The following is a 20,714-nucleotide window of genomic DNA, read 5'->3' on the forward strand; positions in this document are numbered from 1 at the left end:
GTTGGTTGCACCAACGATTAGTCGAAGCGCGGGAGAACGACGATGCCCACAAGTCCCCAGAGCCCACCAACGGCCAACCCGAACAGCGACCTCGAAACCGGCCTGCTCGACCGGGCCTGGATCACCGACCTGGTCTCCCGACTCGGCAGCAACCTCGACAGCCGGAACTTCGAGGGCCTGCGCGACCTGTTCACCCCGGACGCGACCGTCACCACCCCGGGCGGCACCGCGCACGGCCACGACGCTCTCGTCGACCAGGCCCGCCGCCGCCACTCGACCGACGTGGGCATCCAGCACATCATCACGAACGTCCTGATCGAACACTCCGACGATGACCGGGCCACCGCCCGGGCCAACCTGCTGGTGAGCTTCGCCCGCACCGGAGCGGGCGACCCGAGCCCGTTCCTGCTCGGCGAGATCTACGACTTCGACCTGCGCCGCACTCCGGCCGGCTGGCGCCTCACCGCCCTCACCAGCACCCCGGTCTGGACCCTCAACGACCCCCGCTGACCAAGATCGTCAGGACATCCGGCATGGAAACGCGGTCCACCGCGTGCCGGATGTCCTGTGGATCTTGTTGCAACCGCCCTAGACCAGGGAGGTGGGTTCGTTGGGGGCGGAGACCCTGCCGGGGGCCTCGCCCTCGCCGCGCGGGTGGGTGATCACCGGGTCCACCCTGTGCCGGCGTAGTTCGCCGCTGGCGATCGGCTCGGCGAAGTGGCAGGCCACCCGGGTCTGGCCGACCAGCCGCAGGGCCGGCCGCTCGTCGGCGCAGCGGGTCGGCTGCGCCCACGGGCAGCGGGTGTGGAACCGGCAGCCGGTCGGCGGGTTCGCCGGGGACGGCAGATCACCGGCGAGCAGAATCCGTTCCCGCCGGTCCTCGACCTCCGGGTCCGGCACCGGCACCGCCGACATCAGCGCCCGGGTGTACGGGTGCAGCGGCTCCGAGTAGAGCTTGTCGCTCGGCGCCTCCTCGACCAGCGCCCCCAGATACATCACGCCGACCACGTCGGAGATGTGCCGCACCACCGCCAGGTCGTGCGCGATCACCAGATAGGTCAGCCCCAGCTCGCCCTGCAACTCGTCGAGCAGGTTGATGACCTGCGCCTGGATCGACACGTCCAGGGCGGAGACCGGCTCGTCGGCGACGATCAGCTCGGGGCCGAGCACCAGCGCGCGGGCGATCCCGATCCGCTGCCGCTGACCGCCGGAGAACTCGTGCGGATAGCGCGACAGCGCCCAGCGGGGCAGCCCGACCGCGTCCAGGGTGTCCCCGATGATCCGCCGCCGGTCGTCGCGGTCGGTGCCGATGCCGTGCGTCTGCAACCCCTCGACCAGGATGGACTCGACGTTCTGCCGGGGGTCGAGGCTGGACATCGGGTCCTGGAAGATCATCTGCATCCGGCGCCGCATGGCCCGCAACTGGTTGCCACGCAGCCTGGTCAGCTCGACCCCGTCGAAGGTGACCTGTCCGCCGGTTGGTGGGGTCAGGTGCAGCAGCGCCCGGCCCAGCGTCGACTTGCCGCAGCCCGACTCCCCCACCAGCCCGTAGGTCTTTCCACGCGGGATGCTCAGATCGACCCCGTCGACGGCCTTGACGTGCCCGACGACCCGGTCGAACAGCACGCCCCGGGTGATCGGGAAGTGCACCTTCAGGTCGCGAACCTCAACCAGCATGTCGGCCGGCTGGCCGGTCGCCTCGGTCATGCCGCCCCCTCCTCACGCGCAACGCCCGGCTCCCCGGCAGCCGCCCGCCCACTCGACGCCTCGCAACCCGTTGCAGCGCCACCCGGAGCCGCGTCCGCCGGAGCCGCACCGGCTGGAGTGGGTCGGGCCGGCGTACCCGCGACGGGGACCGGGTTGACGCAGCGGTAGCTGCGGCCGGTGTGGGTCGGCACCAGGGCCGGCGGTTCGCCCACGCACGCCTCGATCCGGTTGTCGCAGCGCGGCGCGAAGGCGCAGCCGTCCGCCCACGGGAGCACGTCGCGGACCGAACCGCGGATCGGCGTCAGTCGCTCACCTCGGCCGCCGTCCAGGCGCGGGATCGAACCGAGCAAACCCACCGTGTACGGGTGCCGCGGCTCGGCGAAGAGCGGCTTGCGCCGGGCCGTCTCGACCACCCGGCCGGCGTAGAGGACGTTGATGGTGTCGCACATCCCGGCCACCACCCCCAGATCGTGGGTGATCATCACCAGGGCGGTGCCGGACTCGCGTACCAGGTCTTTGAGCAGTTCCAGGATCTGGGCCTGGATGGTCACGTCGAGCGCGGTGGTGGGCTCGTCGGCGATCAGCAGCCGGGGCCGGCAGGCCACTGCCATCGCGATCAGGGCCCGCTGCCGCATCCCGCCGGAGAGCTGGTGCGGGTATTCCCGCAGCCGCCGCTTCGGGTCCGGGATGCCGACCCGGTCCAGCAGGTCGGCGGCCTCCTTGCGGGCCACCTCGCCGCGCATCCCCCGGTGCCGGCTGAGCACCTCGGTGACCTGCCGGCCGATCGGGACCACCGGGTTCAGCGAGGAGAGCGGGTCCTGGAAGATCATCGCCACGTCCCTACCCCGGATGTCGCGCATCGCGCGGGCGTCCATCCGGAGCAGGTCGGTGCCGTCGAAGACGGCCCGCCCCTCGACGGTGATCCCGGGCTGGCGGGGCAGCAGCCCCATCAGCGCCAGCGAGGTGACGCTCTTGCCGCAGCCGGACTCGCCGACCAGCCCGACGACCTCGCCGGCGTCCACCGAGAAGGAGACCCCGTCGACGGCGCGGACGGTGCGCCGGCCACGCTGGCGGAAGGTGACGGCCAGCTCGTCCACATCAAGCAGTGCCATTGCCGATCACTTCCGCAGCTTGGGGTCGAGGGCCTCGCGCATGGCCTCACCGAGCAGGGTGAACCCGAGCGCGGTGATGATGATCGCCACCGCCGGGTAGATCGCCAGGGACGGCCGAACCCCGAGGTACGGCTGCGCGTCGGCGAGCATCACCCCCCATTCGGGTACGGCGGAGTCCGGGTTGCCGAGGCCGAGGAAGGAGAGCGCCGCCGCCTCGATGATGGCGGTGGCCAGGGTGAGAGTGGCCTGGACGATGACCGGGGCCAGCGAGTTGGGCAGCACGTGGGTCAGCGCGATCTTCGGCCGGCGGACGCCGAGTGAGGTGGCGGCCAGCACGTAGTCGCTGTTGGACTGGGCGATCATCGAGCCGCGCAGCAGCCGGGCGAAGACCGGCACCGAGACCACCCCGACCGCGATCATCACGGTGACCAGGCTGGCGCCGAGCAGGGCGGCGATGCTCACCGCGAGCAGCAGGCTGGGCATCGCCAGCAGCATGTCGATGAAGCGCATCAGGGTGGTGTCCACCCACCGTCCCCACCGGCCGCCGAGCCCGGCCGCCGCGCCGGCCACCCCACCGATGAGGGCGCCGACGGCGAGCCCGATCAGGGTGGCGACGACGCCGACCAGCAGGGTCTGCCGGGCACCCACGATCATCCGGCTGAACTCGTCGCGGCCCTGGTGGTCGAAGCCGAGCCAGTGGTCGGCCGACGGGCCGGGAATGATGCCCTGGCCGGACTTGACGAGCCCTTCCCGGATGCCGATGGCGTCGGTCGGGCCGTACGGCACGAAGAACGGGCCGATGACCGCGATCAGCACGAAGAGCACCAGGATGACGGCGCCGACGATGGCGGCCGGGTTGCGCCGCAGCCGGCGGAACGCCTCCTGCCAGAGGCTGACGCCGCGCTCGTCGTCGTGGGCCGCCGACAGTTCGGCCAGCCGGTCCAGCTTCTCGTTCTTCTTCCGCGCCCGCTCGGTGAGACTCATCGGACCCTCACCCTCGGGTCGATCAGGCTGTAGGAGAGATCGACTATCAGGTTCACCAGCACGTAGAGCACCGCGATGATCATGATGAAGCCCATCAGGACGGGATAGTCCCGCTGGCTGATCGAGTCGGCCAGGAACGCCCCGATGCCGCTGAAGGCGAAGACCGTCTCGGTGAGCACCGCCCCGGAGAGCAGACCGCCGGTGAGCAGGCCGATGGTGGTGGCGACCGGCAGCATCGCGTTGCGCAGCACGTGCCGGCGGCGGACCACGTTCTCGGTCAGCCCCTTCGCCTCGGCGGTGCGGACGAAGTCCTCACCGAGCACCTCCAGCACGCTGGCCCGGGTCATCCGGACGATGATCGCCAGCGGGATGCTGGCCAGCGCGATCCCCGGCAGCACCAGGTGCCAGAGCGCGTCGGCGGCGGCATCCCACTCCCGGGTCATCAGCCCGTCGAGTACGAAGAAGTTGGTGATCCGGGTCGCCGCGATCGTCGGGTCCTGCCGGCCGGTCGAAGGGAACCAGCCCAGGTTCTCGGCGAAGATCGCCTTCAGCACGTACGCCAGGAAGAAGACCGGGATGCAGATGCCGATCAGCGAGCCGCCGACGGAGGCGTGATCGAGGAGCCGGCCGCGCCGACGGGCGGCGAGGTAGCCGAGCGGGATACCGACGCCGATCGCGATGATCATGGCGGTCAGGGTGAGCTCGACGGTGCCCGGGAAGCGCTGCAGGAACTCGGTGGTGACCTCGCGCTTGGTGTTGGTCGAGGTGCCGAGGTCGAGTTGGAGCATCCGCCTCATGAAGCGGCCGTACTGGATCAGGATGGGTTCGTCGAGGCCGAGTTGCTCGCGGATCGCGGCCCGGGTCTCGGGGGTGCCCCGTTCACCCAGAATGGCGGTCTCGGGGCCGCCGGGCAGCCGGCGCAGCCAGATGAAGAGCAGGATCGAGAGCCCGAACAGAGTGGGTATCAGCTGCAGCAGGCGTCTGACGATGAACCGGATCACGGTGACCTCGGAAAGGGTCCGGAGGGTCGCGCGGGCGGGCGCTTCGCCGCCTCCAGCCGGTGGTTCGGCCGGAGGACGGCTCGCGCCCGCCCGCGGTCCCTTTTCTCTATGTCAGGACTTGAACTCGGCGGTGGCGTACCGCTCATCAGTGAGCGGGCTTGGCTTGACGCCGGTCACGTCCTTTCCGAAGACGATGGCCGGAGGGGAGTGCGAGATCGGCACACCGGGGAGGAACTTCATGATCTCCTCGTTGAGGCCCTTGTAGAGCTCGTAGCGGGCCTGCAGGTCCGGCGTGGTGTCGGCCGCCTTGAACTGCTCGAACAGCGCGGGGTTGTTGAAGCCCCACTCGTCCTTCTGGCGGTCGAAGAAGGTGCCGATGAAGTTGTAGCCGTCGCCGTAGTCACCGGTCCAGCCGAGGAAGTGCAGGTCGTGCGCGTTGCCGGAGGTGGTGGCGTTGAGGTAGTCCGGGCTCCACTTCAGCGGGATCGCCTCGACCTTGATGCCGGCCGCCTGCAGGTCCGCCGAGACCAGCTCGAAGAGGTCCTTCGGGTTGGGCATGTACGGCCGGGTGACCTCGGTCGGGTAGTGGAACCGCAGGGTCAGGTCCGACGCGCCGGCCTCGGCCAGCAGCTGCTTGGCCTTCTCGACGTCGTAGTCGTACTTGACGACCTGGTCGCTCCAGCCCTCGACGGTGGAGGGGAAGAACTGGGTGGCGACCTCGGCGCCCGGGGGCAGCTTCGAGTCGACGAGCGCCTGCCGGTTGAGGGCGTGCGCGATGGCCTGCCGGACCTTGATGTCGGCCAGCTTCGGGTTCCCCTTCTGGTTGATCGCCAGGTAGAGGATGTTGAAGGCCGGGCGGGTCAGGACGTTGAAGCCCTCGCCCTTGAGCGGCTCGACGTCGGCCGGGCCGACCAGGTCGTAGCCCTGGATGTCACCGGAGCGCAGCGCCTGCTTGCGGGCGTTCTCGTCCGAGATGGTCTTGAAGATCAGGGTCTTCAGCTTTGCCTTGTCACCGGCGTAGTCCTCGTTGCGCTCCAGGGTCAGCGTCTTGTTCGCGATGTCCCAGGACTTGAACTTGAACGGGCCGGTGCCGGTCGGGTGCGCGGTGGCGTACTCCGGGTAGGAGATGTCGTCCGCGCTGCCGCCCACGTTGCTGGCGTCGTACTGCTCCAGGGCCTTCGGGCTGTGGATGCTGAACGACGGCAGCATCAGCGCGGCCGGGATCTTGCTGGAGACGCGGGTGAAGGCCAGGTCGACGGTGCTGGCGTCCTTGGCGGTGCAGGACTTGAAGAGGCTCTCGCCGAGGTCTTCCCGCTCGTTGGCCGCGAAGCCGCCCATCACGTCCTGCCAGTAGGCGGTGACGTCGGCGCTCTGCATCAGACCCTTGGCGTTGTACCAGCGGTTGAAGTTGGTGCAGACCGCTTCGGCGTTGAACTCCTCGCCGTCGTGGAACTTCACGCCGGTACGCAGCTTGAAGGTCCAGACGGTGCCGGTGGCGTCGGGGGTCCAGCTCTCGGCGAGTCCGGGCGAGATGGCGGTGCCGCCCTCCTCGGGGCGGACCAGCGTCTCGAAGACCTGCCGGGCGACGCGAAGTGACTCTCCGTCGCTGGCGAAGCTGGGGTCGAGGACCTTGGGGTCGCCGGCTACGCCGAAGACCAGGGTGTCCTGGGCACTCTCGCCGGAACTGTCGCCACGGTCGCTTTCGGCACAGCCGGCGACCGCGAGCGCCGCGACCGCTACGGCCGCGATGGCGACCTTCGGCCTGGATGCACGCATGGTGCTTCACCTCGTCCTGTGGGTACGGACAATGCGGTGACAGGGGGCCACCGATGGCGAGACCTTAGCCCCCGTTCGGACCGACCGGAAACTGGCCGGGAAGCTCTTGGTACCGGATCGTGTCCTTACTGAAAGACTCCGTGGCCAACGCGGGTGGCCAACGGCGCATCGAAGTAGTTTCGTCCCTTTTGATCGATACCATTCTGTTACATGGTTCGACCCGCCCGACGGCGCCCTGTCATACCCGCGGCGGGCTTCAGATCGCCCGTCGGCCCTCGAAGGCGCGACCGAGAGTTATCTCGTCGGCGTACTCCAGGTCGCCGCCGACCGGCAGGCCGCTGGCGAGCCGGGTCACGCTGAACCCCATCGGCTTGACGATCAGGGCCAGGTAGGTCGCCGTCGCCTCGCCCTCGGTGTTCGGGTCGGTGGCCAGGATCAGCTCCTTGACCGTGCCGGCGCTCAGCCGGGTCATCAGCTCCCGGATCCGCAGGTTGTCCGGGCCGATCCCCTCCAGCGGATTTATCGCCCCGCCGAGCACGTGGTAGCGGCCCCGGAACTCGCCGGTCCGCTCGATGGCCACCACGTCCTTGGGCTCCTCCACCACGCAGAGCACCTCGTCGGTGCGGCGCGGATCCCGGCAGATCCGGCACTGCTCCGACTCGGCCACGTTGTAGCAGGTGGTGCAGAACCGGACCAGCTCCTTGACCCGGCGCAGCGCGGTCGCCAGCCGGGTGACGTCGGCCGGGTCGGCCGAGAGCACATGGAAGGCGATCCGCTGGGCGCTCTTCGGACCCACCCCGGGCAGCCGACCCAGCTCGTCGATCAGGTCCTGGATCGCACCCTCGTACATCTGGGGTTGCTCAGAAACCGGGCAGGCCGAGGCCGCCCATGCCGCCGGTGACCGGACCCATCTTCTCCTCGGTCAGCTTGCGGACCGCGTCGTTGGCGTTGTGCACGGCCGCCAGGACGAGGTCTTCGAGGGTCTCCACGTCCTCCGGGTCGACCGCCTTCGGGTCGATCTTGACGGCCTTGACCTCACCGGCACCCGAGATCGTCACGGTGACCAGCCCGCCGCCGGCGGTGCCGGTCAGCTCGGCCTCGGCCAGCTCCGCCTGCGCGGAGGCGATCTGCTGCTGCATCTTCTGGGCCTGCTTCATCATCTGCTGCAGGTTGGGCTGTCCACCCGGGCGCACGGCGTCTCCTCGGTCGATCCAACTGTCGACCCCAGCCTAGTCGGACCGGTCGCGGCGCAGGTCGCCAGACATCCTGCCGGCCAACTGCCGGTCAATCTCCTGGAACCGGTCCGGCCGGCGGACATACCGTCCCGGTAGCCGACGCCCGAATGGAGTTGCGGGGGCTCCATTCGGGTCGAGCGCGGGACAGGACCGACATCCCGTTCAGACCACCTCCGGCCGGTCGAGATTGGATCGCCATGACCGACATCATCGTTCGCCCCGCGAGGGACCTGCGCCGGGAAGTACCGACCGACACCTCCCCGAACAGGATCGAAGATCTTGAGGAGGTCCGGCGCTACCTCGACGCGATCGACTTCAGCGCCCTGAAGGAACGCCTCACCCGCGGCCGCGACATGCTGGGCAACGACTGGAGTGCCGCACAGGCCGACTACTTCGAGCGACTCTACAAGAACTGGCTGTATCTACAGCGCCGCTACGAGGGTGAGCTGCTGCCACCGCACATCGACGTCGAAGAGTTCTGGCACGGGCACATCGTCGACACCCGCGCGTACTTCGCGCACTGCGATCGGATCTTCGGGTACTACCTCCACCACGATCTCCACCACGATCGGGAGAACCACTCGGCCGGGTGGCAGCAGACCCAGCGCAGGTACCACACCGAGTTCGGCGAGTACATCTACGACTTCGGAAGGTAGCGCCGACACCCGCGTGGCTCGACAAACCGGAACCGCATCCAGTAGAACATCGACTGAGACAACCTCCCAGCGGCGTCCACGACCGTCGACGGGAGCCGATGAGTCGCGAATCGGTGGGGATGCCCCGTTTTCGGTCAGTTGGTGGCGGCGTACCGGCGACGGCTCGGCCTGACCCAGGAGGACCTGGCCGCGGCCACGGGCCTCAGCGTACGCAGCATCCGGGACGTGGAGAGCGGCCGAGTGGTCCGCCCCCGCCCGTCCACCGTCCGGCTGCTGGCGGACGCGTTCGAGCTCTCCGCCGCTGACCGGGACCGCTTCATCGGCGCCGCCGACCCGGACGGCCCCGGACCACGCGCCGAACGCCCGCAGCAGCTACCCCTGGCGGTGCCGGAGTTCGTCGGCCGCCGGGACGAGCTAGCCGTCCTCGACGCCGGCCTCGCCGAGGGCTCGGCCGGCGCGAAGAACGTGATCATTTTCGCGGTGTCCGGCATGGCCGGCATCGGCAAGCCCGATACCGGAATGTGACACACAAACCTTGTCGCTTAGTTCACTGTTTGCGCGGGTGTCGGCTGCGGATGGCCGGCCGGTGCTGCCGGGGGTTGTCGATCCGGTTCCTGTCGCTGGCGTGGGATTCGTCGTGCCGGCTGCGCCGTCTGCCTCCGCTGAGGAGGTGGACCGGTGAGCTGGTCGGCGCCTTCAGAAGGCCAATCTACTCGGGCGGGCGGCAACATCGACGTCGAGCCGGGTCATCCCGGTTGGTGTGACCGTTCCCGGTGTACTGCCGACCCCGCGAGCCAGGCCGACGGGTACCGGCCGGGTGTCGGCGGCGAGCACCGGTCGGCGCCGATTGGTCTGGACCTGACCACTGTAATCGCCCTCGCGCCGAGGGTCGGCGAGGCGTATTTGACGCAGGCTGTAGCCCCGTGGCCGTGCGAGACCTACCTACACGTCCAACACGCCGGCCACGAGATCGCGATGAGGGCGCGAGACGCGTCGCGGTTGTTGTCCGCGCTCCAGCTGCTCAGGACCGAAGCCGAGGGCGGGTGGTCGCGGTGAGGAGCCGCACGGATCGGATCTTGACGGCGGTGACGGCGGTGTTCGTCGCGGGGTTGGCAGTCGTGGCCGGGGCGATCTCGTTCGCCCACATGACCGAGCTGGCGAACACGTACGGGCAGACGGGTTGGAAGGCTTACGCCTTCCCGATCAGTGTGGACGGGCTGGAGATCGTGGCCAGCCTGTACCTGGTGGTACAGCGCCGCGCGGGACGTCCAACGGGCTGGACACCGTGGGTGGCGCTGGTCATCGGCACGGCGGCCAGCCTGGCGGCGAACATCGCGGTAGGCGGACACGACCCGATCGGCAAGGCGTTGGCCGGGTGGCCGGCGCTGTCGATGCTCGTCGCGGTCAAGCTGCTGTTCGGCATGATCGACCACAGCCAAGATGATCAACCGGCCGTCCCGGACGATCAGCGGCCGTCTGCTGATCGTCCGGCCGTCCCAGGGACGGTCCCGCAGACCGGCCCGGACAGCCGACCGTCGTCCGGGCCGGCACCGGACGGGCGGACCGGTATCCCCGGCCCGTCCGAGACCGGCGGGACGGGCCGGGCCATCGGGCTCACCTCCGGACGGTCGGGCGGCCGAGCCTCCACACCGCTGTCGGTGGGCCAACGCACCGTGGCGCACTTGCTGCCAGCCGCGCGGACCGCTTCTGCGGCGTTGGCTGCCACGGGACGCTCCCTGTCGCGAGACAGGCTGGCCGACGCGATGCGCAACGACGGGCACGGCGTATCCAACGAACGCGCCTCACTCCTACTCAAAATCCTCCAGGCAGAGCAAGACGTTGCCACGATCAGCGCGGGGTTTGCCCCGCCGCGCCCGGAAGATCTGACCCTGCTATCGGAGGAGGTGGCGTAGCTCTCCGACCGTGTGTCGCAAGTTCGAAACTTTCCGGAAGCGCCAGCGCGGGGACCTGACCAGCAGCAACGTAGCCGGAGCGCTAATGTCTGTCGATGCAAGAGTTGAACCGTCCCCCGGAAACCTCTCGGTAACGCCTGCCAGGTCGCCTCCGAGATGACCAGCGGCGATGTGCGGGCCTTCGCCGACCGCAGCTATCAGGCGGCAAGGCGGCGTGCGAACGCCGTTGCAGTGGCCTTGGCATGTCGAGACTGTCGTGCCGGCAGGAGGTGGTAAACCGGACGCACGCGGGTTCAGGGTGCAGCACCCTCGGGTTGGACCTGCTCGCTGATTCCTGGTTCCGACCTCCCGACCTTGCTGTTTCTCAATGGCGCTGACCGATCGAGACGTGGGCACACGCTGCAGTGTCCGGTATCGCAACCGGCTGGATCGGTGTGCGTCCGGTAGAGCAGGCAGCAGGTCCCGTTGACCATTGACGTGGTACCGGAATGGAGACGAGGACGGGTTCGCAACGGCACGCGTGCTGCGAGATGGTCGGTCAGCCGGGCGGCTGCGGCCCAGGCGTCGGTGGGTTCGCGGCCGGTGGCCAGGGCACGGTGGTGGATCTGGTCGGCGACGTGTCCCCACATTCCGGGCAGCCCGTACCGGGTGAAGGTCGCGATCTGCGTGAAGATTGGGTCGAGGAACACGATGAGGCCGGCCGCCGCGGCGGCGAGCACATCGTCGCTGGTGGTCAGTCCAGCGTCACCGGAGCAGCGCGTCCGGGCTCCGACAATGGCGACGGCGTCGAACCATCGACCGTCGGGATGGACTCGGGCGTATACGGGTCCGCCGTCGAAAGCCCACACGGCATGTAGGCCGATGGCTGCGGCGGCGAGCGGTCCGGCGACCGCGTGGGCGAGATACAGACCGTGGAAGGCGCCTGCGACACCCCGGTCGCCGTTCGCATCGGCAGCGAGCATCGCTGCCACCGACTGCCGTGCTGGCTCCGGCCGGGCGAGCGCGCCCACGTCCACCCACTCCCGGCCGTCGTCAGGCAGCTCGCTGGTGATGTGCAGATCGCCGCACCAGGTGGTGACGGTGGTCAACACGTCGTCGAGCGGGATCACCGTGCTGCGCCCGGGTCGTCAGAAGCGGTCCGGGTGCAGGGCCCTGGCGATCTGTGCGGCGGTGTCGGCGTTGCGGATGCCGCTGAACAGGCCGGGGAACGGTACGACGATGAATCGCTTGTCGCGGACGGCGGTCACGTCGGCGAGGGCGGGCGCGGCGGTGTATTTGTCGACCTCCTTCTGACCGTCGGCGACGGTCATGTCCTTGCCGCAACAGGGGGCCAGGACGATCACGTCGGGATCGCGGCGGACGAAGTCCTCCACGGAGACGCTGGCCTGCCGGGTTGCGATGTCGGCATAGGCGTTGGTGCCGCCGGCGATCTCGATGATTTCCTGTGTGATGCCGCTACCACCCTGCACGCTGATGGTGCCGTCGTCGCGCAGGGTGCCGACCGCGACGGTGACGGAGGTGTCGGCACCGCGAACCCGGGTGCGGGTGTCGTCGACGACCGCTTTCATGCGAGCAATGATGTCGGCTGCGCGGTCGGGCGCGCCGAGCAGTACGCCGACCTGGGTGATGTCGGTGTAGGTGGTCTCGAATGTGGCTTTCTTGAGTTGCAGCGGCTTGCCTTCGCCGGGTTCGGCGGCTGGGCACCATTCGCCGAAGACGTAGCTGTTGATGTTCTGCGCCGCGAGGTCGTTCTGGCTGCCGAGTACGTCGGGAGTGAAAGCGTCGTTGAACGCGCTGAGCACGAAGTCCGGTGTCAGCGAGTAGAGCCGTTCCTTGCTCGGGTAGTCGTCGTTGTAGGGCACTGTGGCCTGCGCGGCGGCATACTCGGGCAGAATCTGGTTGTCCAGGAACGCGGTGCCGACCAGGCGGTCGCCGGCGCCGAGGGCGTGTGCCAGCTCGATCGCAGGATGGAAGACCGCGAAGATGCGCTGCGGCGGGGCGTCGAGAGCGATGGTGCGCTGGCACGAGGTCACGGTCACCGGGCCGGTGGAGGTCGGCGCGGCAGCGGAGGCGCCGGTGGCGGCCGAATCGGAGGTGCTGGTGCAGCCGGCAAGCGCGAGAAGGCTCACAAGGACGGCCGCGGTGCTGCGGCGGGGGTTGATCATCGTGTCGGTTCCGATCGGTCGAGGATTTCGGGCAGGGCGGTAAAGGCCGTGGCCAGATGTTCGAGTGCGTCGATGTTGGCGGCACTCTCGACGGTGTCGCGTAATGGCAGGACGACGGTAGGCAGTGCGGTTGTCCGCCAGGCGGCAAGTTCCGGCCGGGCGTGCAGCAGCTCGAGTTTGCGGACGACATCAACGGGTCCGTAGTCGCTGACGAGCAGCACGTCCGGTGGTGCCGTGACGGCGAGCCGGCTCCACGGTTCCCAGCCGTAGGTGAAGGGTCGGTCGGCGGTGATCAGGGTTCCGCCGGCGCGGTGCAGCAGATCGTTGAGGACAGCGGCGCCTCCGGCGGTGAGCACGTCGCCGTCGCGGGGCATGTCGAGGACGAAGACGCGTAGCGGGCGTGCCCGTCCGGCCACCGCGTCGATGCGCTTTTGCCAGGCGGTGGCCACCGTGGCTGCGCGGTCGCCCGTGCCGAGGATGCCGCCGAGGGCGAGAAGGTCGTCGACGGTCGCCTGGATCGTGGCCGGCGTGACGACAGGTGCATCCTCCAGGGCGGCTTCGGTGAGCAGGAAGGTGCGTATGCCGTGCGCGGCGAGGGCGCCGCGGGGGCCGAGGGCGTCGTCGCCGAACGCTTCGTTGTCGCCGGCCACCACGAGATCAGGCGCGTACGCGGTGAGGTCGGCGAGCGTTGGGAAACGGCGTGGCAGCAGCGGTATCCGCGCCCGTGCGTCGGCGGGAAGCTGTGACCAGCCGCCGTCGGTGTCGTTGGCGGCCACCACCCGATCAAGTGTGCCGAGGGTGTCGAGCAGGGAGAGCGGGCCGCTGTCGACGGTCACGACCCGTCGTGCCGGGCGGCGGTCGTCGCCGACGAGGCCGGGCCGGTAGGTCAGGGGGTCACCGGTCATCGCGGTCTCCGATGGGGGCGTACACGATCTGGGTTCCTCCGGTCAGCGGGTTGACGACGGTGGCGGCACGGACGCCGAAGATCTCCTCGATCAGGTCGGGGCGTAGCACCCGCTCCGGTGGGCCGTCCGCGACGAGCCGGCCGTCGTGCAGCACGTGCACGGTGTCGCAGTAGGTGAGCGCGAGGTTGAGGTCGTGTACGGCGGCCAGGACGGTCAGGCCGAGACCACGCAGCAGCCGCAGCACGTCGTGCTGGGCGGCGACGTCGAGGTGGTTGGTCGGTTCGTCGAGCACCAGCAGCTCGGCCCGCTGTGCCAGTGCGCGGGCGATCAGGACCCGCTGCCGTTCACCGCCGGACAGCGTGGTGAAGGCCCGCCCGGTCAGATGGGCGGCATGGACGCGCTGCAGGCAGGCGGCCATCCAGGCATGATCGTCGGCGGTGTCGGATTCGAAGGCCCGCTTGTGCGGGGTGAGGCCGAGGGCGACAACGTCGTCGACGCTCATCTCCAAGGCGTGGTCGCGTTCCTGCAACACGACGGCGAGTCGCCGGGCCAGCGTCTTGGGGCGCATGCCCGGCACGCTCTCGTCGTCCAGCCGGACGTCACCCGGATACGGCCGCAGCGCGCGGTAACCGGTGCGCAGCAGAGTGGTCTTCCCGGCGCCGTTCGGGCCGAGGACGCCGGCCAGGGCGCCGCGCCGGACGGTGAGTGACACCTCGTGGACGAGGTCACGGCCGCCGAGGTGCACAGTGACGGTGTCGAATTCGAGGATCATCCGGCGCCGTCCGCGACCCTGCGGCGCAGCAACCAGAAGAAGAACGGGCCGCCGCACAACGCCGTCAGCACGCCGAGCGGGAGCTCCCGGGGAGCTGCCACGGTCCGGGCGGCGAGATCGGCCAGCACCAGGAACGATGCGCCTGCCAGCATCGCCACGGGCAGCACGATTCGATGGTCGCTGCGCCCCAGGACGAGCCGTACCGCGTGCGGGGCCATCAGCCCGACGAACCCGACGGCCCCGGCCCCGGCGACGGCTACCCCGGTGATCAGGGAGCCGACGACCAACAGCAGGGAGCGTTCCCGGGTGGTGTCCACGCCGAGGGTGGCGGCGGACTCCTCGCCGCCGGTGAGCGCATTGAGTGCTCGCCCCCGAGCCTGCAGCACGACCCCACCGGCGAGTACGACGGCGATGGTCAGGGCCACGATGTCCCAGCGGGCGCCGGCGACGGTACCGAGCAGCCAGAACAGCACACCGCGAACCGCCTCGTCGTCGGGGGAGGTGATCACCAGGTAGCTTGTCGCTGCCGACAGCACGTACGACACCACGACACCGGCGAGCACCATCCGCACGGGTCCGGTCCTCCCACCGCCGCGGCCGAGCGTGACGACGAGCAGCACCGACAGCAGCGCGCCCAGGAACGCGCCGGCCGGCAGGGCATACACACCCCAACTGGACAGCACGCCGAGCAGCGCCACGGCGGCGGCCCCCACCGAGGCGCCGGAGGAGACGCCCAGCAGGTAAGGGTCGGCCAGCGGGTTGCGCAGCAGTGTCTGCATGACCGCGCCCACCGCGGCGAGCCCGGCGCCGACGGCGGCGGCCAGCGCCGCCCTCGGCAGGCGTACCAGCCATACGATCTGCTCGTCGCCGCGTGGCCAGGTCACCGCGACCGGGTCCAGCAGCAGCCCGCCGGTGTGATTCCAGGTGACCCCCCACACCGTGGTTGCCTTGACCTGGACCGGCCCGAGGCTGACCGCCGCGGTCAGGCAGGCGGTGGTGACGACGAGCAGAACACCGATGACGGCGATGGACGGCAGCCTACGGGCGGGCACGCCCGCGCCCACCAGCCATCAGGCGTTGTTGCGGGTGCCTCCGGGGAGGCATGACATCGACCACGGTTTCTCCACACCTCGTAGAGCCGTTGCACAGCAAGTCGTGGTCGGTCTTCTGACTCCCGGATCGTCGCGGGCACCCCGCCTTCCCGGGCCGCAAAGCCCAGTGGCGTCCTGTACGGGTACACACTTCCCCGGTCACAGCTGCGAGGGCAGTGCCGGATTCGCACCGGCTTCCCACTACCGCGACTTGGTTCGGACGACCGGAAGGTAACACATGCCACGCATGCCACGCACCTGCCGACCTGCTGCGTCCCGTCGCCGTGGGATCAGTGCGGCAGCGGCGTGAGCCGCAGCGCGCCGGCGTCTGCGAGAGCCTGCCCGAGCCGAGCACCGCCGAGAAGCGGGAACGCGGCCGCAGCATTGCTGTAAAGGCCGGGGACGACCACCCGCACGACCCGCAGCCCGGCCGCACGAACATCGGGTGTGGTCACGTTGACGGCGACGACGTCGAAACCCTTCGCGCGTACGGTGTCGACGAGCAGCCGGGCACGAAGGGTTGCCGTGGCGGCGGGCTGACCGGGGCTGATCGGTGCCGGTTCGGCCGGCCATCCGTCCACGACTTCGATCAGCGCGTGTGCCAGCCGCGGATCGAGGTATGCCTGCATGTGGCAGCCGGGGTCGGTGGCGTCGTGCCAGTCGCTGCGATAGTCGTCGAGGTAGGCGCGGTCGGCGCGCCAGGGTTTCAGTGGGCTGCCGGGGGTTGCGGCCACGGCGGCGAAGGCACCGTGGGGATCGTCGAGATCGCGCATCACCATCTGGATGTGCAGCGCCTCGGCCAAGGCTTTGCCGGCGGCGGTGTCGCTGTCGGGGTGGCAGGCGGTGCCGAGGGTGACGTATCCGTCGGCGGTGTCGTGCACCAGTGCTCCGAGGACCGGCATCCCGAGATCGGAGGGGAAGCGGCAGAGCCTTGTCCGCAGCTTTCCATCGGCGCCGGCGGCCAGGCCCGCCAGCCGGTCCGGCATCGGCAGACGCGTCCCGGTGCGGCTGGTCATCCAGGTCAGGGTCATCGCGTCCCGTTCGATGGCTTCGGCCAGCGCGCTGGCCACGGCGGCGTCGGTCGAGGTTCCTGCCCCGATGCCGGCGTACGCCGTGGCGACGGTGGCGGGCAGGTCCCGGAACAGGTAGCTCGTCCACACCAGTGCGGCCGGAACCCAGACCGGTCCGCCGTCGGGCAGCCGATGGCCGCAGACCCACTCGGCGGGCAGATCGTGGGTGAACGGCACGAACGGAAACCCGGCGGCGGTGTACTGGCCGGTCGCGTACAGCGGCAGCCCTGCCGGGTCGATGGCCTGCTCACCGCAGTCGGTCAGCGTGCGCCACGACGCGACACGCAACCCCGGCGGGACCAGGTTGCCGCAGTAACGTTCGACGGCTTCACCGAGCGCTGCGCCGGTGGCGGCGCCCGGATCCCACAGCGCCGCGCCCATGCCGGACGGGTCGCTGCGCCACCCGCTGAACGCCGTCGTGTCACTGATGACCGATCGGACCAGGTGCAGGGCCTGCGGCAGGCGGGGGTGACGAGGATAGGGCTCGATGCGGCTGACCACTCCGGTGCGGGGGTCGACGAGCGGGCTTCCCGAAGTCACGAGTACGGAAGGGGGTCGAGTACCAGGTTCTCCTCGCGCAGCGGTGCGGGCGCCCACCCGAGGCGGGCCGGTTCGTCGTACAGCCGCGCGACGCCGAGCAGCGGGAACGCGGCAGGTGCGTAGGCGGCCAGGCCGGGCACGACGACTCGTGCGACGTGCAGTCCGGTGGCCCGGACGTCGTCGGTGGTCAGGTCCACCCACCACGGTTGCAGCCCGGCGGCTCGGATCGCCGCCGACGGGCCGTCGCTGGCGCGGAGGCGATCGTCGAGTTCGGCGGCGTGCACTCGGTCGTGTGGCTGTCTCAGGCGAGGAAGGAGCCGATCCTGCACCGCTGGGTCCAGGTAGTACTGGGTGTGGCAGGCAAGATCATGCAGGTCGCGCTGACCGCTCCGGTAGTCGAGTGCGTACGCGCGGTCAGCGCGGAACGGCCGGTACGGGTGGGCGTACGCCGCGCCGTCGGCCACCGCCTTCCACAGTGGTGATTGCGGGTCGAGGAGCTCGGCCGCGACGGCGAGCCCGTCGAGGGCCTCCAGTAACGCCTTGCGCACCGCCGCGGATGTGTCGGTGCGGCAGGCGGTGCCCAGCGCGCAGATGCCGTCACGGGTGTTCTCCACCAGCGCCGCCACCACCGGCAGGCCGAGCCGGGTCGGCACCGCCAGCACCGTCGCGGTCAGCACCGCGCCCGGATCTGCTGCGGCGAGAAGAGTCTCGACCTGGCTGTCCACTCCGTCCAGAGCGGTGGCGGGAGCACCGCTGAGCCACCACACCGTCAACGCGTCACGTTCGACCAGTTCCAGCATCGCCCGCTCGCAGGCGTCAGCCGCCGTGGTCGAGGTGGCGATGCCCGCGTACATCTGCAGATTGGTGGCCGGCAGGCCGTCGTGGCCCGGGTTGAGCGAGACCAGCGAAGCCGGCACCAGTACCGGATTCGCACCGGCGGTCGCATCGAGCGGGTGGGCCGGGATCCATCTCATCGGGAGATCGCGGGTCATCGGCGTGAACGGGAATCCCGGCGCCGCGTACTGCGCGGCCGAGTAGAGCGGCACCGTCTGCGGGTCGAGAGCCGGCACACCGTCGGCTCGCAGCTGCGCGTACGTGGCCACACGCGTCCCGACGGGTGGGGCGTTGCCGCAGTAGCGTTCGACCGCTTCGCCCAGCGCGGCCGCCCGGGCGGCTCGCGGGTCGTCGAACGCTGAGCCGTGCCCGGTCGGGTCTGCTCGCCAGGCCGCGAACGCCGCGGTCCCGGCGACCTCCGCGGTCGCTGCGGTGTAGGACAGCGGAAACCCCGGCCAGGGCTTGTCCGCGGTGATCTTGCGAATCAGCCCGGTACGGGCGTTGACCAGTAACGACTCCGGTCCGGTCATGAGGCTGCCCCGCTGTCGTCGAGGACCGGCAGCGTCACACGCGTCGCACGGTCACCGCCGTGGTTAACCTGTTGGTGGGCGAGCGACCAGCCGGTACCCGTGGTGCGGTCCCCGGCCCGGTTGAGGCTGCGAGCCAGGTCGGGGAAGTCGCTGCTGCTGACCTGCAGGACCAAGGACGAGCCGGCCGCCACCCTGGCCACGATCGGCGTGAGGATCACCTCGAGGCTGCCATCGGTGGCGGGCCGGTGCCGGGCGCTGCCCTGGGCCAGCGACACCACGGTGCCGTCGGTCTGTCTCTCCAGCAGCCGGACCACCCAGTCGGTGTCCTCGGCGTCGGTGCCGGTGTGCAGCACCGCAATCGGATCCCCGGTCAGCGTCACCGCCTCGGTCAGAGGTCCGGTCTCGAAGCACACGGCGTCGGCACGACCCAACAGGTCCCGGCGGTCGGCGCCGGGTTCTCGAGACGGGAACGGATCGGCGGGGTCGTCGAGGAACGTGACCGCACCGGCCGGTCGGCCGGGCTCGCGGGTGAGAGCGCCACCGTCGGTGGCGTACCAGATCGTCGCCGTGGTGGGGCCCGGTGGCCAGGCGGAGCCCTCGTACCATCGGCCGGCGCCGGGCAGGAAGTAGGTGACCCGATCCGCCCGGTCGGTGGCGAGCAACCAGCCGGCCAGCAGCGGACCGAGCAGACGGCGCGCCCGGGGGCCGTGCTCTCGTGCACCGATGCGGGTCGCCCCGGAAAGCCCGAAGCCGTGATCCCATGGGCCGAGCAGCATCGTGCGGTGCGGCCGGTGGGCCACCGCCGAGCCGGCCAGCTGCCACAGCCGTACGGTCTCCGGCAGGAACAGGTCGTACAGGCCGCCGACGTGCAACACCGGCACGCTCAACGCGGCCAGGTCGGCGTCGGTGAGTTCCCCGGCGCGTACGGCGGCGTCGTCGTGGTGCAGCACCTCACGCCATCGGCGGGTGCCCGGCCAGGCGAGGTCTCCGATCTCGGCGACCGGGAGGTGCCGCAGCAGGTCCTTCTCCTGTGCCAGCATGCGCTCGGTGAGCTGCACCCGGCTGGTCCGGCCCTCGCCGTGCAGGAACCACCAGCCGGCGTGTTCGGCAAGCCGCAGGATGCCGGCGGGTTCGAACTTCGCCGACCGCAGTCCCAGGCTCGGCGCGACGCTGATCACGGCGTCCACCTGCGCGGGCCGGGCCACCGCGACCGCCCAGGCGCAGAAAGCCGAATAGGAGGCGCCGTAGGCGACCAGCGGCCGTCCGGCGGCCCACGGCTGGTCACGCACCCACTCGACGGCTGCCGCGCCGTCGGCGGTCTCGTGCCGGTACGGCTGCCAGTCACCATCGCTGTCATAGCGGCCGCGTACGTCCTGCACGACAACCGTGACACCCCGGCTGCTCCAGGCCAGCGCCTCGTCGGTCATCCGGGACCGGCCGTAGGCCGTACGGACGAGCAGCACCGGCCCGGCGGTGTCCTCGCCACCACCGGGCGGACCGGAGCCGTCGGGCAGGTAGATGTCGCCGGTCAACCGGCCCGCGCGGTCGGCTGACGGCATGTGGACGCCGCCGAGTACCCGCCGCCTCATGCGATCTCCGCTGTCGGCGGCAGGGGCAGCACCGGATGTGCCACCGACACCGGGTCCACCGGCCGGCATTCGACCTGGTGCAGACGCCCCGGCGCGCTCTCGCCGCGTAGGTGTGCCAGCACGTCGCGGGCGGCATAGCCTGCCGCTATCGCCGCGTCCGGCGGCCACCAGGCGTCCCGCTGCGTTTCGTCACGTTCCAGGTGGGCCCACAGCGCCCGTAGCTCGTCGGCTGCGCCGGCGGCCAGCCGCCGCCCACGCAGATCACGGTAGCCGGCCGACTGGCCGGGAACACCGAACGGGCCGACGACGAAACGGTCACCCTCCACCAGGACCAGGTGGCGGGCGGTGCCGTGCCGGGCGCACCAGTTGTCCAGCAGCAGCCAGCGGCTGTCCGGCAGCCGGGCGGCGATGGACACGACCACGTCAGCGGCGGCCACGGCCGCCTCGTCCACCGTGGTCCTGCGAACCTCGATGCCGCGATGGTCACCGAGAATCCGGGCGATGGTGTCGGCCGGCGGGCCGTCACCGTCGAGGTGCACGCTGCCGGTCACCGGCCTGTCGTTCGCGGATGTCTCGGCCATGCCGGCCTTGAGCAGGGCCTCCAGCACCGGCCCGGCATCAGGGAGCAGGTCCAGCAGTTGCCCGCGGGTGTGGATGCCGGCGCGCAGCAGCGGTACGAGCTGGTCGAACGCGGCGTATCCGCGTAACCGGGTGAACCGGTCGCCGGGGGCGGCGCCGCGCCAGATGCCGTCCGGGCCACAGTAGAGTTCACGGCCTCGCGCCACGCGCCAGACCGGGGTCGCAGCGGGAGGTGGAGACCCGGCACGGGCCCCC

General features: G+C 70.3%; 20 protein-coding genes and 1 riboswitch. Of the genes, 4 read left to right on the plus strand and 16 right to left on the minus strand.

Annotation, left to right across the window (positions count from 1 at the left end; all coding sequences use genetic code 11):
• Nucleotides 1-42 precede the first annotated feature (42 nt).
• Nucleotides 43-510: a nuclear transport factor 2 family protein gene (locus tag O7627_RS32185; protein ID WP_278097196.1), complete on the plus strand. Its 468-nt coding sequence runs from the start codon at nt 43-45 to the stop codon at nt 508-510.
• A 78-nt stretch (nt 511-588) separates the two neighbouring features.
• Here the strand turns inward: O7627_RS32185 and O7627_RS32190 are convergent, their stop codons facing one another.
• The 7 genes from O7627_RS32190 to O7627_RS32220 all read right to left on the minus strand — a co-directional run bounded on the left by O7627_RS32190 (nt 589) and on the right by O7627_RS32220 (nt 7,749).
• Nucleotides 589-1,707 (minus strand): oligopeptide/dipeptide ABC transporter ATP-binding protein, encoded by a 1,119-nt coding sequence (locus O7627_RS32190; protein WP_278097197.1) that lies wholly within the window; start codon nt 1,705-1,707, stop codon nt 589-591.
• A complete protein-coding gene (locus tag O7627_RS32195) occupies nt 1,704-2,819 on the minus strand; it encodes an ABC transporter ATP-binding protein (protein ID WP_278097198.1) in 1,116 nt (371 codons plus the stop codon). The genes O7627_RS32190 and O7627_RS32195 overlap by 4 nt, the downstream gene beginning before the upstream one ends.
• Nucleotides 2,820-2,825: 6 nt before the next feature.
• Nucleotides 2,826-3,803, minus strand: coding sequence for an ABC transporter permease (locus O7627_RS32200; protein WP_278097199.1), 978 nt, complete (start codon nt 3,801-3,803; stop codon nt 2,826-2,828).
• Nucleotides 3,800-4,804, minus strand: a complete 1,005-nt coding sequence (locus tag O7627_RS32205; protein ID WP_278097200.1) for an ABC transporter permease — start codon at nt 4,802-4,804, stop codon at nt 3,800-3,802. Before O7627_RS32205 ends, O7627_RS32200 begins: the two co-directional genes overlap by 4 nt.
• 111 nt (nt 4,805-4,915) lie before the next feature.
• The gene (locus O7627_RS32210) at nt 4,916-6,580 is read right to left on the minus strand and encodes an ABC transporter substrate-binding protein (RefSeq protein ID WP_278097201.1); all 1,665 of its coding nucleotides are present in this window, start codon (nt 6,578-6,580) and stop codon (nt 4,916-4,918) included.
• A 256-nt stretch (nt 6,581-6,836) separates the two neighbouring features.
• Nucleotides 6,837-7,430, minus strand: coding sequence for a recombination mediator RecR (recR, locus tag O7627_RS32215; protein ID WP_278097202.1), 594 nt, complete (start codon nt 7,428-7,430; stop codon nt 6,837-6,839).
• A 10-nt stretch (nt 7,431-7,440) separates the two neighbouring features.
• Nucleotides 7,441-7,749: a YbaB/EbfC family nucleoid-associated protein gene (locus O7627_RS32220; protein ID WP_278098516.1), complete on the minus strand. Its 309-nt coding sequence runs from the start codon at nt 7,747-7,749 to the stop codon at nt 7,441-7,443.
• 263 nt (nt 7,750-8,012) lie between these two features.
• On the opposite strand from O7627_RS32220, the gene O7627_RS32225 reads away from it, so the two are divergent.
• The 3 genes from O7627_RS32225 to O7627_RS32235 all read left to right on the plus strand — a co-directional run bounded on the left by O7627_RS32225 (nt 8,013) and on the right by O7627_RS32235 (nt 10,384).
• Nucleotides 8,013-8,471, plus strand: a complete 459-nt coding sequence (locus O7627_RS32225) for a hypothetical protein (RefSeq protein ID WP_278097203.1) — start codon at nt 8,013-8,015, stop codon at nt 8,469-8,471.
• 141 nt (nt 8,472-8,612) lie between these two features.
• Nucleotides 8,613-8,996 carry a helix-turn-helix domain-containing protein gene (locus O7627_RS32230; protein WP_278097204.1) on the plus strand — a complete coding sequence of 128 codons (384 nt, stop codon included), beginning with the start codon at nt 8,613-8,615 and terminating at the stop codon, nt 8,994-8,996.
• A gap of 560 nt (nt 8,997-9,556) precedes the next feature.
• Nucleotides 9,557-10,384: a DUF2637 domain-containing protein gene (locus O7627_RS32235; RefSeq protein ID WP_278097205.1), complete on the plus strand. Its 828-nt coding sequence runs from the start codon at nt 9,557-9,559 to the stop codon at nt 10,382-10,384.
• Nucleotides 10,385-10,677: 293 nt separating this feature from the next.
• Here the strand turns inward: O7627_RS32235 and O7627_RS32240 are convergent, their stop codons facing one another.
• The 9 genes from O7627_RS32240 to O7627_RS32280 all read right to left on the minus strand — a co-directional run bounded on the left by O7627_RS32240 (nt 10,678) and on the right by O7627_RS32280 (nt 20,665).
• Nucleotides 10,678-11,493, minus strand: a complete 816-nt coding sequence (locus tag O7627_RS32240; RefSeq protein ID WP_278097206.1) for a hypothetical protein — start codon at nt 11,491-11,493, stop codon at nt 10,678-10,680.
• A gap of 18 nt (nt 11,494-11,511) precedes the next feature.
• Nucleotides 11,512-12,549, minus strand: coding sequence for an ABC transporter substrate-binding protein (locus O7627_RS32245; RefSeq protein ID WP_278097207.1), 1,038 nt, complete (start codon nt 12,547-12,549; stop codon nt 11,512-11,514).
• Complete coding sequence (locus O7627_RS32250; protein WP_278097208.1) at nt 12,546-13,454, minus strand: ABC transporter substrate-binding protein; 909 nt, start codon at nt 13,452-13,454, stop codon at nt 12,546-12,548. The genes O7627_RS32245 and O7627_RS32250 overlap by 4 nt, the downstream gene beginning before the upstream one ends.
• Entirely contained in the window at nt 13,444-14,226 is a 783-nt protein-coding gene (locus O7627_RS32255; RefSeq protein WP_278097209.1) for an ABC transporter ATP-binding protein, read from the minus strand. Before O7627_RS32255 ends, O7627_RS32250 begins: the two co-directional genes overlap by 11 nt.
• Nucleotides 14,223-15,278, minus strand: a complete 1,056-nt coding sequence (locus O7627_RS32260) for an iron ABC transporter permease (RefSeq protein ID WP_278097210.1) — start codon at nt 15,276-15,278, stop codon at nt 14,223-14,225. The genes O7627_RS32255 and O7627_RS32260 overlap by 4 nt, the downstream gene beginning before the upstream one ends.
• Nucleotides 15,279-15,365: 87 nt before the next feature.
• Nucleotides 15,366-15,561: riboswitch (cobalamin riboswitch) on the minus strand.
• 46 nt (nt 15,562-15,607) lie between these two features.
• Entirely contained in the window at nt 15,608-16,984 is a 1,377-nt protein-coding gene (locus O7627_RS32265; protein WP_278097211.1) for a YcaO-like family protein, read from the minus strand.
• Complete coding sequence (locus O7627_RS32270) at nt 16,924-18,291, minus strand: YcaO-like family protein (RefSeq protein WP_278097212.1); 1,368 nt, start codon at nt 18,289-18,291, stop codon at nt 16,924-16,926. Before O7627_RS32270 ends, O7627_RS32265 begins: the two co-directional genes overlap by 61 nt.
• A complete protein-coding gene (locus O7627_RS32275) occupies nt 18,288-19,880 on the minus strand; it encodes a CocE/NonD family hydrolase (protein WP_278097213.1) in 1,593 nt (530 codons plus the stop codon). Before O7627_RS32275 ends, O7627_RS32270 begins: the two co-directional genes overlap by 4 nt.
• Complete coding sequence (locus O7627_RS32280; RefSeq protein WP_278097214.1) at nt 19,877-20,665, minus strand: hypothetical protein; 789 nt, start codon at nt 20,663-20,665, stop codon at nt 19,877-19,879. The genes O7627_RS32275 and O7627_RS32280 overlap by 4 nt, the downstream gene beginning before the upstream one ends.
• Between the last annotated feature and the right edge of the window lie 49 nt (nt 20,666-20,714).

The organism is Solwaraspora sp. WMMD1047 (assembly GCF_029626155.1).
In the GTDB taxonomy this organism is placed as follows: Bacteria; Actinomycetota; Actinomycetes; order Mycobacteriales; family Micromonosporaceae; genus WMMD1047.

Excerpts from the sequence above, each read along its gene's own strand:
- O7627_RS32255 (WP_278097209.1), bottom strand. The coding sequence starts at position 14,226 with ATGATCCTCGAATTCGACACCGTCACTGTGCACCTCGGCGGCCGTGAC.
- O7627_RS32245 (WP_278097207.1), bottom strand. The coding sequence starts at position 12,549 with ATGATCAACCCCCGCCGCAGCACCGCGGCCGTCCTTGTGAGCCTTCTC.
- O7627_RS32185 (WP_278097196.1), top strand. The coding sequence starts at position 43 with ATGCCCACAAGTCCCCAGAGCCCACCAACGGCCAACCCGAACAGCGAC.
- recR (WP_278097202.1), bottom strand. The coding sequence starts at position 7,430 with ATGTACGAGGGTGCGATCCAGGACCTGATCGACGAGCTGGGTCGGCTG.
- O7627_RS32190 (WP_278097197.1), bottom strand. The coding sequence starts at position 1,707 with ATGACCGAGGCGACCGGCCAGCCGGCCGACATGCTGGTTGAGGTTCGC.
- O7627_RS32200 (WP_278097199.1), bottom strand. The coding sequence starts at position 3,803 with ATGAGTCTCACCGAGCGGGCGCGGAAGAAGAACGAGAAGCTGGACCGG.
- O7627_RS32195 (WP_278097198.1), bottom strand. The coding sequence starts at position 2,819 with ATGGCACTGCTTGATGTGGACGAGCTGGCCGTCACCTTCCGCCAGCGT.
- O7627_RS32225 (WP_278097203.1), top strand. The coding sequence starts at position 8,013 with ATGACCGACATCATCGTTCGCCCCGCGAGGGACCTGCGCCGGGAAGTA.
- O7627_RS32210 (WP_278097201.1), bottom strand. The coding sequence starts at position 6,580 with ATGCGTGCATCCAGGCCGAAGGTCGCCATCGCGGCCGTAGCGGTCGCG.
- O7627_RS32270 (WP_278097212.1), bottom strand. The coding sequence starts at position 18,291 with ATGACCGGACCGGAGTCGTTACTGGTCAACGCCCGTACCGGGCTGATT.
- O7627_RS32275 (WP_278097213.1), bottom strand. The coding sequence starts at position 19,880 with ATGAGGCGGCGGGTACTCGGCGGCGTCCACATGCCGTCAGCCGACCGC.
- O7627_RS32250 (WP_278097208.1), bottom strand. The coding sequence starts at position 13,454 with ATGACCGGTGACCCCCTGACCTACCGGCCCGGCCTCGTCGGCGACGAC.